At 65.0% G+C, this 13733-nt stretch carries 11 protein-coding genes; 10 read left to right on the top strand and 1 reads right to left on the bottom strand.

What is annotated here, in order from left to right; all coding sequences use genetic code 11:
- The first annotated feature begins 73 nt into the window (after positions 1-73).
- The 10 genes from AB4Y43_RS00690 (at position 74) to AB4Y43_RS00645 (ending at position 12249) form a co-directional block, all read left to right on the top strand.
- The gene (locus tag AB4Y43_RS00690) at positions 74-733 is read left to right on the top strand and encodes a DUF2291 family protein (protein WP_368726720.1); all 660 of its coding nucleotides are present in this window, start codon (positions 74-76) and stop codon (positions 731-733) included.
- On the top strand, positions 730-2292 hold the full coding sequence (locus AB4Y43_RS00685) for a sugar ABC transporter ATP-binding protein (protein ID WP_368726719.1): 1563 nt from the start codon (positions 730-732) through the stop codon (positions 2290-2292). Before AB4Y43_RS00690 ends, AB4Y43_RS00685 begins: the two co-directional genes overlap by 4 nt.
- A gap of 63 nt (positions 2293-2355) precedes the next feature.
- Entirely contained in the window at positions 2356-3423 is a 1068-nt protein-coding gene (locus AB4Y43_RS00680; RefSeq protein WP_368726718.1) for an ABC transporter permease, read from the top strand.
- A 3-nt stretch (positions 3424-3426) separates the two neighbouring features.
- Positions 3427-4485, top strand: a complete 1059-nt coding sequence (locus tag AB4Y43_RS00675; RefSeq protein WP_368726717.1) for a Gfo/Idh/MocA family protein — start codon at positions 3427-3429, stop codon at positions 4483-4485.
- Entirely contained in the window at positions 4482-6449 is a 1968-nt protein-coding gene (locus AB4Y43_RS00670; protein WP_368726716.1) for a hypothetical protein, read from the top strand. The genes AB4Y43_RS00675 and AB4Y43_RS00670 overlap by 4 nt, the downstream gene beginning before the upstream one ends.
- A 141-nt stretch (positions 6450-6590) precedes the next feature.
- Positions 6591-7946, top strand: a complete 1356-nt coding sequence (locus tag AB4Y43_RS00665) for an MFS transporter (RefSeq protein WP_368726715.1) — start codon at positions 6591-6593, stop codon at positions 7944-7946.
- A 38-nt stretch (positions 7947-7984) separates the two neighbouring features.
- Entirely contained in the window at positions 7985-8815 is an 831-nt protein-coding gene (locus AB4Y43_RS00660; protein ID WP_069266471.1) for a phosphogluconate dehydrogenase C-terminal domain-containing protein, read from the top strand.
- A gap of 20 nt (positions 8816-8835) precedes the next feature.
- Complete coding sequence (locus tag AB4Y43_RS00655; protein ID WP_069266472.1) at positions 8836-10080, top strand: ribulose-bisphosphate carboxylase large subunit family protein; 1245 nt, start codon at positions 8836-8838, stop codon at positions 10078-10080.
- A gap of 8 nt (positions 10081-10088) precedes the next feature.
- Positions 10089-11468, top strand: a complete 1380-nt coding sequence (oiaK, locus tag AB4Y43_RS00650; RefSeq protein ID WP_368726714.1) for a 3-oxo-isoapionate kinase OiaK — start codon at positions 10089-10091, stop codon at positions 11466-11468.
- A gap of 73 nt (positions 11469-11541) precedes the next feature.
- Positions 11542-12249, top strand: a complete 708-nt coding sequence (locus tag AB4Y43_RS00645) for a transcriptional regulator NanR (RefSeq protein ID WP_069266474.1) — start codon at positions 11542-11544, stop codon at positions 12247-12249.
- Positions 12250-12286: 37 nt separating this feature from the next.
- On the opposite strand, the gene aspA is transcribed toward AB4Y43_RS00645, so the two are convergent.
- The gene (gene aspA / locus AB4Y43_RS00640; RefSeq protein ID WP_321931448.1) at positions 12287-13705 is read right to left on the bottom strand and encodes an aspartate ammonia-lyase; all 1419 of its coding nucleotides are present in this window, start codon (positions 13703-13705) and stop codon (positions 12287-12289) included.
- Positions 13706-13733: the final 28 nt, after the last annotated feature.

Raw genomic sequence — 13733 nt, 5'->3', positions numbered from 1 at the left:
CGGTAGCACAAGCATTGCACGAGCGGGGCGCGGCGCGCTCCGCAAGGACATCCGTAACCAGATGGGGTTATGCATGGGAGTGCTTCGGTACGCGGTCATCGCCGTGGTGGCGAGCGGTGCGCTGCACGGCTGCAAGCTGGTGAAGAACAGTGACCTGCAGGGCTCGGGTGGATTGCACGACAACTATGCGTCGGCGGGCTACGACCCGAACGCCATGGTGGCGTCGATGTGGAGTACGAAGATCGTGCCCGACATCGAAAAGCGCGCAGTGGACTATCGGACGCTGCGCGATGCCATCAAGGCGGACCCCGACGCCGCAGGCCACAAGTACGGCTACCGCGGCAAAGACGATGGCGCGCCGTGGAATTTTCCGACCACGCTGCACGGCACCATCGTGGACGTGGACACGCAGTCGAGCCAGGGCACCGTGGGCGTGGACGTCGACGGCAGCGGGCAGGCGAGCGTGATCGTCGATATCGGCCCGACAGTGCTCGGCACCACACTGCGCGATTCGCTCGATTTCATTTCGTTCAGCAACTTCCGCAACCAGATCGAGTATGCGCAGTTTGGCACGGCGCTCAATGCGTACGCGGCGAATCACGTCATGAAGCCGCTGCCGCGCAACGATCTCAAAGGCAAGCCGATTACGGTGACGGGTGCGTTCTCGTACGACTCGTCGAGCGACCAGCCGGAGATCGTACCGCTCGCGGTCACGGTCGGGGGCAAGTCATGACCGATGCCAGCAATGCCGACGTAATCCTCCAGGTCGAGGACGTCACCAAGGTCTATCCCGGCACGGTTGCACTGAAGGGTGTGAACTTCTCGGTGCGACGGGGCGCAGTCAATGTGCTCGTGGGCGAGAACGGCGCGGGAAAATCCACGCTCATGAAGATCATCGCGGGCGCGGAGCAGCCGACCAGCGGGAAGCTCGTGCTGGACGGCAAGCCTGTCGCACCGGCTAGCAGCGCAGAGGCACTACGCCTCGGCATCGGCATCGTCTTTCAGGAACTCAACCTGTTTCCGAACCTCACGATCGCCGAGAACATCTTCATCGCGCACGAAATCACGCGTGTCGGCATCGATATCGACGCCGACGCGCAGCGCGAGAAAGTACGCGCGTTGCTCGCGCGGCTCGAACTCGACCTCAGCCCCGACACGCTGGTCGAGGATCTGCGCATCGGGCAGCAGCAGCTCGTGGAGATCGCGAAGGCGCTCGCCCACGACGCGCGCGTGCTGATCCTCGACGAACCCACTTCGGCGCTCAGCGCGGCTGAAGTGGCCGTGCTGTTTCGCGTGATTGCGGAACTCAAGGCGCAGGGCGTGTCGATCGTCTACATCTCGCACCGGCTCGAAGAACTGGTCAGGATCGGCGACTACATCACGGTGCTGCGCGACGGCCTCATCACGGGCCATCAACCGATGGCGCAGATCGACGTGCCGTGGATCGTGCGGCAGATGGTGGGCCGCGAAACCAGGGACTTCTCACGCCCCGTCGGCCACACGCGCGGCGCCGAGGTGCTGACGCTGCGGGACGTCACGCTGCCGCGCAAGGGCAGCGGCTTGCTCGTGGATCACGTCTCGCTGTCGCTTCACGCGGGCGAGATCGTCGGCATCTACGGACTGATGGGGGCGGGGCGCTCCGAACTGTTCGAATGCATTCTGGGCGTGCATGCGCACGCAACCGGCAGCGTGGTGCTCGACGGCAAGGCGCTCGACGGCAAGCCGATCGCGGGACGCGTCGTGCAGGGCCTTGCGCTCATTCCCGAGGACCGCAAGGCCGACGCGCTGCTGCCCATCATGTCGATTGGCGAGAACATGACGCTCTCGAGTCTCGCGGCACATGCGCGAGGTTTCCACATCGATCCGCGGCGCGAGCAGCGCTCGGTGCTCGATTACATTCGCAACCTCGCGATCAAGGTCGCCGATTGGCGGCTGCCGGTCAGTTCGCTCTCCGGCGGCAACCAGCAGAAGGTGGTCATCGCGCGTGCGCTGATGACCACGCCAAAAGCGCTGCTGATGGACGAGCCCAGCCGCGGCATCGACGTCGGCGCGAAGGCGGACATTTTCAAGGTCATGCGCGACCTGGCCGGCCGGGGACTGGGCGTGCTGTTCGTGACGTCCGATCTCGAAGAGGTGATGGCCTTGTCCGATCGCATTCTCGTGATGTCGAACGGCCGTGTCACTGCTGAATTCGATGCCGCCGACGCTACGCAGGACGCGCTCGTCGCCGCCTCCGCAGTCGGGCACAGGACGGCGCATGCCACCCATGCTGCGCACGAACAGGCGGCCTGAGCAAGCGCGTTCAACGGTCGTCACGGTTCCAACGTTTAGCCTGCATTCATCTGGAGAGCATTCATGTCGCTGGCCATCAAGAGCACGGCACCCGGAGCGAGCTTCAGCGAGGCGCCGCTGCTCCTGCTGCTGAAGCTGCGTACGTTCATCGCATTGTTCGCGGTCGTGGTTTTCTTTTCGTTCGCCGCCCATAACTTTCTGAGCATCGAGAACCTGCTCATCATGTCGCGGCACGTCGCGCTCAATGCCTTTCTCGCGATCGGCATGACGTTCGTGATCGTGGCGGGCGGCATCGACCTTTCGGTGGGCTCGGTCGTGGGGCTCACGGGCATGGTGGCGGGCGGGCTCATCCTCAAGGGCATTCCCATCGGCAGCGAGTACACGCTCTTTCTGAGCGTGCCCGCCGTGATCGTCGTGGCGCTGATCGTGGGCGTGCTGGTAGGCGCGATCAACGGCTTGCTCATCACCCGGCTGAACGTCGCGCCGTTCATCGCGACGCTCGGCACGCTCTATATCGCGCGAGGCGCCGCATTGCTGTCCTCGGGCGGCGAGACCTTCCCGAACCTTACGGGCAATCCCGCCTACGGTACCAGCGGCTTTCCGGTTCTCGGCAGCGCGACGATATTCGGCATCCCGCTCACGGTATGGTTGCTGGTCGTGGTGGGAGTGGTCGCCGCGTACATTGCTGCGCGCACGCCGCTCGGCCGGCAGATCTATGCGGTTGGCGCAAACGAGCGCGCCGCCCAGCTCTCGGGTGTGCGCGTGAATCGCGTGAAGATGTTCGTGTATATGTTTTCCGGTTTCTGCGCGGCGATCGTCGGGTTGATCATTTCATCGGAACTGGTCGCTTCGCACCCCATGAGCGGCGAGACATTCGAACTCAACGCGATCGCGGCGGCCGTGCTGGGCGGCACGTCGATGTCGGGCGGACGCGGCAAGATCGGCGGCACCATCGTCGGTGCGTTCGTGATCGGCATGCTTTCGGACGGGCTCGTGATGATGGGCGTGAGTTCGTTCTGGCAAACGGTGATCAAGGGCGTCGTCATCGTGGCGGCGGTGGTCGTCGACCAGATCCAGCGGCGCGCGCAGCAGCGCTTTGCGCTACAAAAGCAGGCAGCAACGGGGGCGTGACCGATGAGTGTGACCACGAGTGCAACACCTGCGCAATTGAAGGGCGCGTTGATCGGCTGCGGATTCTTCTCGCTCAATCATCTGCATGCGTGGCAGGACATCGACGGCGCACGGATCGTCGCGCTGTGTGACGCGAACCGTACGCGCCTCGACGAAGTCGGCGACAGGTTTGGCATCGAACGGCGTTACACGGACGCGGCCACGATGCTGCGTGAAGAGCGGCTCGATTTCGTCGATATCGCGACCACCGTGCCGAGTCACCGCGCGCTCGTGGAGCTTGCGGCGGCGGCCGGCGTGGCGACGATTTGCCAGAAGCCGTTCGCTTCCTCGCTCACCGATGCGCGCGCTATGGTTCAAACGTGCCACGAGGCCGGCGTGCCACTGATGGTTCACGAAAACTTTCGCTGGCAGAGCGCGATCCAGGCCGTGGGAAGGGTGCTGCGCGAGGGGGCGATCGGGCAGCCGTTCTGGGGGCGCGTGTCGTTTCGTTCGGCATACGATGTGTTTAGCGGTCAGCCCTATCTGGCGCAGGGCGAGCGCTTTATCGTCGAAGATCTCGGCATCCACATTCTCGACGTCGCGCGCTTCCTGTTCGGCGACGTGGCGCGCGTGAGCGCCACGACCGCGCGCGTGAATCCCTCGATTCGCGGCGAGGACGTCGCGACGATCCTGCTTGCGCATGAAAACGGCATGAGCAGCGTGGTGGATTGCAGCTACGCGACGCGGTTGCCGCGCGAGCTCTTTCCGCAGACGCTCATCGAAGTCGACGGCGCCGAGGGTTCTCTGCGGCTCTTTGCCGACTACCAGCTGCAGATCCACACGCGAGCAGGTTCCGAGCTGCGCAACGTCGCACCGCGTGCGCTCTCGTGGACGAGCGAGCCCTGGGTGGCGATCCAGGGCAGCGTGTTCAGCATCCAGTCGCACTGGGTGGATTGCCTGCGGCGCGGCATCGAGCCGGCCACGAGCGGTCGCGACAATCTGCGCACGCTGGAGCTTGTGGAGGCCACGTATCTTTCGGCGCGCGAGCGGCGCAGCGTCGTGCCGGGAGAGGCGGCGTCATGAGCAATGGGATGAGCAACGCGATCTACTACGGCACGCAGCAGCCGGTGACCCCGGGGCGCCGCCTCGAAGCGGGACCGTGGTCGGCGTGGCTGATCGACGGCGCATTGCATGACATCCGCTATCAAGGCACCGAAGTCATACGCGCCGTGTCATTTCTCGTGCGGGACAAGGACTGGGGCACGTGCCGCCCCGACATCGAACGCATCGATGTCGAAGAGACGGCGGGCGGCTTTCACGTTGCGTACGACGCGCGCTGTGCGAATCCGGAGGGACACGCACTCAGCTATGCGCTTGCCATGGCGTGTTCAGCCAACGGCGCCCTCACGTTTCGTTGTGACGTCACCGCGCTCGCCGATTTTCTGGCGGCCCGCTGCGGATTTTGCGTGCTCCATCCCATCGACGGCGTAGCCGGTGCGCCCGCGCGCGTGGAGCACGGCGACGGCAGTCGTGAAAGCGCGGCCTTCCCGGCACTGATCGATCCGTGGCAGCCCTTCAAGGACATCGCGGCAATCGAACATGATCTGTCGAATGGATTGACGGTGCGTTGCACCTTCACGGGCGACGTGTTCGAGATGGAAGACCAGCGCAACTGGTCCGATGCTTCGTTCAAGACCTATTCACGCCCGCTTGAACTGCCGTGGCCCTATACGCTGGAAAAGGGCGCAGCGTTCGCGCAGACGGTGACGCTAAGCGTGGCCGGTACGCGTCAGACGACGGGGAAAGCAGGAGCCACACGAGAGGCGCGTGCCGACAAGATCGAAATCGCTTCTGGCAATCTCGGGCAGCACGAAACCATGCCGGCGATCGGCGTAGCGATTGCCACACACGATGCCGCAGCGGCGCTCGCGAATCTCGCGTTGCTTGCAGAGCTCGGGCCGCAGCAATTGACGCTGAGCTACGACCCGCTTGCGGGCGATGGCGTGGCCGAGCTTGAACGCTTTGCACAGTTGCAGCGCGAAAGCGGCGTGGCAGCCGTGCTGGAGTTTGCCTTGCCCGGTATCGAGGCGCCGCATGTGGAACTCTCGTGCCTCGCCGCCCAGATCGACCAGGCGTGCCTCGCCCTGACGGGCATCGTGGTGAGCCCGGCCGTGCATCGGCAGTCGAACCCGCCGGGCAGCGTGAGCCCGCCGTGTCCCGCGCTCGACGAAGTCTATCGTGAGGCGCGCCGTGCGTTCCCCACGCTACGGCTTGGCGGCGGCATGCTGAGCTACTTCCCGGAGCTGAACCGCAAGCGGCCGCCGCTCGACCTGGTCGACTGGGTTACCCACGCGACGTGTCCCATCGTGCACGCCGCCGACGACCGCAGCGTGATGCAGACGCTCGAGGCCATTCCCCACATCACACGCTCTTGCCGCGCGCTGATCGGTGGGCAGCCCTACGCGATCGGGCCGGTCTCGATCGGCATGCGACAGAACCCATACGGTTCGCGCGTGATGCCGAATCCCGGAGGCGAACGCGTGGCCATGGCCGCCAACGATCCGCGCCAGCGCGCGTTATTCGGTGCCGCCTGGCTCGCCGGATATGCGGCCGCGCTCGAAGGCGCGGGAATCGAAACGCTCACGCTCGGTGCCTTGACAGGGCCGCGCGGGCTTGCCGATGTGGAAGGCCACACGCCCGCGCGCTATCCGGTTCTCGATGTCGCGAAGGCATTGGCTCGTGTGGCGGGAGCGTCGCGCCTGCACGTCACGCGAAGCGGCCATGCCACGCGTATCGCGTGCCTCGCAGGACGCCACGCCGACGGCGCGATCGAACTCGTGCTGGCCAATCTGACGAGCGAGCCACGCGAGGCTCAGCTCGAATTCGACGAGGCGATACCCACATCGCTGCAGGCGACGAGCCTCGACGAATGCACGTTGGGCGGGGGGGCCGACGCACCCGGGCCATGGACGCTGTCGCCCGGTGTTGCGGTGACGCTGCGGCCGTTTGCCTGTGTGTTCGCCTCTTCGCGCGCGGTGTTGACGTAGCGTCCGCGGCGCATAAGGGCCGCGGCGTACAGGCATGTCGGTGGAAATACCAGGTGTAGTCGTTCCGTCATGATGGTCTACTCATCATACCAGCACATATGATCTGTTAATCGGCATCGGATCACTCGCGGGAGCAAACGCATGCAAGCCGTTTCAGGAAAAGCCGAATCCGCTTTCGAACGTCCGACGATCCGCAAGGTCTCGCTGCGCCTCGTGCCGTTCGTCGCCTTGATGTTCTTCATCAACTTCCTTGACCGCACCGCGATCTCGTTTGCCGGCCCGAACGGCATGGCGCACGACCTCGGTCTCGACGCGGCGCAGTTCGGATTCGCGGCGGGCGTGTTCTTCATCGGCTACATCTTTCTCGAAGTGCCGAGCAACCTGGCGCTGCATCGCTACGGCGCGCGCCGCTGGCTCGCGCGCATCATGGTGACGTGGGGCGTGGTCGCGCTCCTGCTTGCGTGGGTCAACAGCGCGACCTCGCTCTATGTGCTGCGGTTCCTGCTGGGCGTGGCGGAAGCGGGCTTTTTCCCCGGCGCGATCCTCTTTCTCAGCAACTGGGTGCCGCAGCGCCATCGCAGCCATATCCTCGCGCTGTTCTATCTCGCGCAGCCGCTCACCATCGTGATCGGTGCGCCGTTCGCCGCGCTGCTCATCGGGGCGCATGGGTGGTTCGGGCTCGCGGGGTGGCGCGTGATGTTCATCGGCGTGGCCTTGCCGGCCATCGTGGTGGGCGTGATCGCATGGTTCTATCTGAGCGACCGTCCCTCGCAGGCGCGCTGGCTCACACGCGACGAACAGGCGTGGCTCAACGCGGAACTCGAAGCGGAGGCGCGCACGAAAGAAGCGGGCGCGATGCGTCACGGCGCGCATTCGGGCGCGGCCCTGCTGAGCCCTCGCGTGTGGATGTTTTCGCTGATGTACTTCGGGCTCGTCTACGGCCTTTATGCGCTCGCGTTTTTCCTGCCGACCATCATCGGCGGATTCGAAGGGCAGTTCGGCACGCACTTCAACGTGTTCCAGAAGGGGCTCATTACGGCCATTCCGTATCTGCCCGCCGCCATCGCGCTCTTCGTCTGGAGCCGCGACGCCACGCGTCGCGGCGTGCGCGGCTGGCACGTCGGGATTCCCGCGCTGCTCGGCGCGCTGAGCATTCCGGTCGCGCTCTACATGCAGTCGCCGGCAGCAAGCATTGCCGTCATCACGGTGACGGCCTGCGCCGTGTTCGCCGCGCTGCCGTGCTTCTGGACGCTGCCGGCCCGCTCGCTCTCGGGCGCGGGCGCGGCCGCGGGCATCGCGCTCATCAACACGGTTGGCAACGTGGCGGGCTTCGTCGCGCCTTACGTGACGGGCGCCATGCACGATGCAACCGGCTCTTACCACGCGCCGATGTTCGTCGTCGGCGCCTTGATGCTGCTGAGCGCCGTGCTCGCGCTGGCCTTTGCCCGCGAGCCGCGCGCATCGCGTGAGCGCGAGCACGCGCTCGCCGCGAATTGATCGAAGCTGGACTCACGGACCTGGCAAGGAGGATGAACATGAAAGAGAAAATTGCGCTCTTTGGCGCCGGCGGAAAGATGGGCTTTCGCCTTTCGGGCAACTTGCAGAAGTCGGACTATCGCGTGGCGCACGTGGAAGTCGGCGAAGCGGGGCGCAAGCGCCTCAAGGATGAACTGAACATAGAGTGCGTGTCGGTCGAAGCGGCGCTCGACGGCGCGCAGGTCGTCATCCTCGCCGTGCCCGATACGCTGATCGGCAAGCTGAGCCACGAAATCTCGCCCATGCTGAAGGCCGGCACGATGGTGATGACGCTCGACGCGGCCGCGCCGTTTGCGGGCCATCTGCCGGAGCGGCCCGATCTCACGTACTTCGTTGCGCATCCGTGCCATCCGATCATCTTTAACTACGATGTCGATGAAAAGTCGCTTCACGATCATTTCGGCGGCGCATACGCCAAGCAGTCGATTACGAGCGCGCTGATGCAGGGACCGGACTCGGCGTTCGATCTCGGCGAGGATGTGGCGAAAACGATCTACGCGCCGATTCTGCGCTCGTATCGCCTGAGCGTGGATCAGATGGCCATGCTCGAGCCGGGTCTCTCCGAAACGGTCTGCGCGACGCTGCTGTACGTGATGCGCGAAGCGATGGACGAGACCATCCAGCGCGGTGTGCCCAGGGAAGCCGCGCGCGACTTCCTGCTCGGCCACATGAACATCCTGAGCGCGGTGATCTTCAACGAGATACCCGGCGCGTTCTCCGACGCCTGCAACAAGGCGATCGAATTCGGCAAGCCGCGCCTCATGCGCGACGACTGGAAGGGCGTATTCGACCGCGCCGAGATCGCCGAGAGCATTCGCCGCATCACCTGACCCGAAACAGGAATCGCACCGTGACCGAACGTATTCACGCGACTTACTGGCTGGAGACCGGCGATGATCCGCGGCGTGCCGCCGACGTCATCGCCGGAGAGCAGTCGAGCGGCACTTTCGTCGCACTGCCAAACGAAACACCGGAGCTGAAGGCGCGCTCGGGCGCGCGGGTCGAGCGCCTCGACGTGCTGGAAACCGTGGACGCGCCGAGCCTGCCCGGCGGGATGCGCTCGGACGCATACACGCGCTGTACGCTCGAACTCTCGTGGCCGATGGAGAATTTCGGCGCGTCGCTGCCGAACCTGATGTCGACCGTTGCAGGCAACCTGTTCGAGCTGCGCCAGGTGTCGGGCCTGAGGCTCACCGGGCTGCGACTGCCTGAGTCGTTCGCGGCGGCCTATCCAGGGCCGGCGTTCGGCATCGAAGGCACGCGGCGGCTCACGGGCGTGGCGCACGGTCCGCTGATCGGCACGATCATCAAGCCGAGCGTGGGGCTTTCGCCCGAGGAAACCGCGCAGCAGGTGCGCGAGCTCGTGGAGGGCGGCATCGACTTTATCAAGGATGACGAACTACAGGCCGACGGCTCCCATTGTCCCTTCGACGAACGCGTGAAGGCCGTGATGCGCGTCGTGAACGACCATGCCGATCGCACCGGCAAGAAGGCGATGGTGGCGTTCAATCTCACGGGCGACCTCGACCAGATGCGCCGGCGCCACGATCTCGTGCTCGCGCATGGCGGAACGTGCGTGATGGCCGTGCTCAATTCCGTGGGTATCGTGGGCCTGCATGAATTGCGGCGGCATTCGCAGTTGCCGATCCACGCGCATCGGGCGGGCTGGGGCTACCTCTCGCGCAGTCCGGCGCTCGGTTGGGACTACGCGCCGTGGCAGATGATCTGGCGTCTCGCCGGAGCGGACCACATGCACGTGAACGGCCTGCGCAACAAGTTCAGCGAACCCGACGACAGCGTGATCGCTGCGGCGCGCGCCGTGCTCGCACCGGTGATGGCGAGCGCCCCCATGCCGGCCATGCCTGTTTTCAGCTCGGGGCAGACCGGCCTGCAGGCCGCCGATACCTACGCTGCACTCGGCTGCGCCGATCTCATCCATACGGCGGGCGGCGGCATCTTCGGACATCCCCAGGGCGTCGCGGCGGGCGTCGATGCGTTGCGCGAAGCCTGGTGCGCCGCCATCGAAGGCGTACCGCTGGAGCAGCACGCGCAGAGGCATCCGTCATTGCGTGCGGCGCTCGGCTTCTGGAAGTGAGCAACGGGATGGCTGAAACAAACAACGCATCCCTGCCCGAGGGCCTGCTTCTCGCCTATTACGGCGACGACTTCACGGGGTCGACCGATGCGATGGAGGCCATGACGGCCGCGGGCATCCCCACCATCCTGTTTCTCGACACGCCAACGCCCGAGGCGCTCGCGCGCTTTCCCGAGGCGCGCTGCGTGGGTATCGCGGGATCGTCGCGCGGGCGCAGTGCCGCGTGGATGCGCGAAGCGCTGCCGCAAGCGTTCGCGAGCCTCGCCGCGCTCGGCGCGCCGGTGCTGCAGTACAAGGTGTGCTCCACGTTCGATTCGTCGCCCGAGGTGGGTTCGATTGGCGCCGCGGTCGACATCGGCACGCAGTACATGCCGGGAAACTGGTCGCCGATGGTGATCGGCGCTCCGCGCCTGAAACGCTATCAAGTGTTCGGCAACCTCTTCGCAGCCGTCGATGGCGTCGGCTATCGCCTCGACCGTCATCCGACGATGTCGCGCCACCCCGTGACGCCGATGGACGAAGCGGATCTACGCCGCCATCTCGCGCGGCAGACGTCGCGCCGCATCGAACTCATCGACATGCTTCAGTTGCGCGCCGGGGACGGTGCCTCACGCGTGGGCATGCTATCGGCGGAGGATACCCCCGTCGTGCTGATCGATGTGCTCGACAACGAAACGTTGGCAGAAGCTGGGCGGCTCGTTTGGGAAGCGCGCGGCGAAGGGGTGTTCACGGCTTCGTCATCGGGCCTCCAGTACGCGCTTGCCGCGTACTGGCGCTCGCGAGGCTGGCTGCCCGCTGCGCCGTCGTTGCCCGCGGCGAGCCCGGTCGATGCGATTGGCGTGGTGAGCGGCAGTTGTTCGCCGGTCACCGCGGCGCAGATTGGCTGGGCACGTCAGCACGGTTTTCACGTGGATCGGCTCGACCTCGCGCGTGCCCTCGATCGGCAAGCGGGACCCGCTGAAATCGAACGGGCCGCAGGTGCCGCTACGCAAGCCATCATCAGCGGAAGCAGCGCCGTCGTCCACAGCGCGGAGGGCCCGGACGACCCGGTCGTGCGCGGTTTCGACGAGATCGCGCGGCGCTGCGGACGCACGCGCCAGGACGCCGCCCGCGAAGTAGGCCGCGCGCTCGCGGCGGTGATGCGACGCATGCTCGATCGCACCGGCGTCTCGCGCGTGGTCGTTGCGGGCGGTGACAGTTCGGGCGAGGTCGCCGGCGCGCTGGGCATCGACGCGCTCAGCGTGACGGCGGGCGTGGCGCCCGGTGCGCCGCTGTGCAGAGCATGGTCGAGCGCTGCTGCGCGCGACGGCCTCGAAATCGTGCTCAAGGGCGGACAGATCGGCCACGCCGACTTCTTTGGCGCCGTGCGCGAAGGGCAGGCGAAGTGATCCAGCGGTGACGTGGTGGCCGGCGGCGTGGTGTGGTATTGTCATTACACCAGACGTTTACAGTACCACTGCAATGGGCGAGATCATTCCACGTCGCAAGCTATATCAGGAAGTCGTCGATCGACTCATGGAACGCATTCGTGCGGGCGAGATCGCGCCCGGCGCGCAGTTACCGTCCGAGCGCGAGCTGATGGAGATATACGGCGTCGGGCGGCCGGCGGTGCGCGAAGCACTGCAGGCGCTGGAGCGTTCCGGCATCGTCGAGATCGTGCATGGGGAGCGCGCCCGCGTGGTCGTGCCGACCGCAGACCGCCTGATTGCCCAGATCGCTGGCGGCGCGCTGCATCTGCTGCGCACCCAACCGGACATGCTCGAGCACCTCAAGCACGCGCGGCTTTTTCTCGAAACCGGCACCGCACGCATGGCGGCCGAGCGCGCCACGGAAGAAGATGTTGCGCGGCTTCAGTTGAGCGTGGCGCAGCATCGCGCGTCCATGGTCAATCTCGCGGAATTCATCGAGAGGGACATGGCGTTCCACCGCGAAATTGCGAAGATCAGCGGCAACCCGATTTTTCCCTCGATCGTGGAGTCGTTGTTCCGTTGGGCGGGCGAATACTACCAGCCGCTCGTGCGTGCGCCAGGCGTCGAGGAACTCACGCTCACCGAACATCAACGCATCGTCGATGCGATCGCGGCCCGTGACGGCGACGCCGCCGAGGCGGCGATGCGCGCCCATCTGACGCGCGCCAACGAACTCTACCGTACGCAAGGCCGCAACTAGAATACGCTGGCGGTGTTCGCCTGGCGGCGTACGCTAACTACGCAAGCGGCAGGTGATGCCTCGGCTGCGTCAGCATCGTGGGCTTGAGAATGTCTTCGAGTTGCGCCCGCGTGAGCAAGCCTCTCTCGATGACAATATCGGCGACGCTCCTTCCCGATACGAGCGCTTCCTGGGCTACCTGGGTCGCATTCGTATAGCCGATGTACGGATTCAGCGCAGTCACGATGCCGATGGAATTTTCAACGAGCGAACGAAGCCGCTCGCGATTGGCCGTGATGCCGTCGACACACCTCGATGCCAGGGTCAGACATCCCGCACGCAGGTGCGCAACGCTCTTGAACAGGCTGTGCGCAATGACCGGCTCGAACGCATTCAACTGCAATTGACCGGCCTCCGCAGCAAAGCTGACCGTCACGTCATTGCCGATGACTTCGAAAGCGATCTGGTTCACGACCTCCGGAATGACCGGATTGACCTTGCCCGGCATGATGCTGGAGCCCGCCTGAACCGGCGGCAGGTTGATTTCACCAAGGCCTGCGCGCGGGCCGCTCGAAAGCAGGCGAAGGTCATTGCAGGTCTTCGAGAGCTTGACCGCCACGCGCTTGAGCACGCCCGACAGTTGCACGAACGAGCCGACGTCCTGCGTCGCCTCCACGAGATTGGGCGACGTCGTCACAGGGATACCGGTGACACTGGCCAAATGGCGGCAGACGAGCGGCGCATAGTCGGGCGACGTATTGATGCCCGTGCCGATCGCCGTGGCGCCCAGGTTGATTTCGCAAATCAGTTTCGACGCTTCCCGCAGACGTTCCTGATCTTCTTCGAGCATGACCGCAAAGGTGCTGAACTCTTGTCCCAGGGTCATGGGGACCGCGTCCTGCAACTGGGTTCGCCCCATCTTCAGATCGTCGTGAAACTCCACTGCCTTCCGTTCGAACGACGCGCGCAGGACACCCATCGCATCGACCAGTTGCGCGATGCCCATATACGTGGCGATTTTCAGTGCAGTCGGGTAAACGTCGTTGGTGCTTTGCCCCAGATTCACATCTTCGTTTGGGTGCAGTACCGCGTAGTCTCCTCGTTCGTGGCCAAGATGTTCGAGCGCGAGATTGGCGATCACCTCGTTCGCGTTCATGTTGGTCGACGTGCCGGCGCCGCCCTGAATCACGTCGACGACGAATTGGTCGTGCGCAACCCCCTCACGAATCTGCTGGCACGCGTGAACGATGGCCTTCATCTTGTGCTCGGGGAGCAGCCGTAATTCGCAGTTCGCAATCGCCGCGGCTTCTTTCACAAACGCCAGGGCGTTGACCAGATTCGGATAAGTCGAGATTGGAATGCCGGTAATCGGGAAATTGGCGAGCGCACGAAGCGTATGGACTCCGTAATAGACTTCATTGGGCACGGCGAGGTCGCCGAGAAGATCGTGTTCGATGCGTTCAGAACGATTGGACATTGCTTTGCTCCGTTGGAGAGGATTCGGG

Origin of the sequence: Paraburkholderia sp. BR10872 (assembly GCF_040965835.1) — a bacterium.
Classification (GTDB): domain Bacteria; phylum Pseudomonadota; class Gammaproteobacteria; order Burkholderiales; family Burkholderiaceae; genus Paraburkholderia; species Paraburkholderia nodosa_A.
This window is presented reverse-complemented; position numbering and strand designations above follow the sequence as displayed.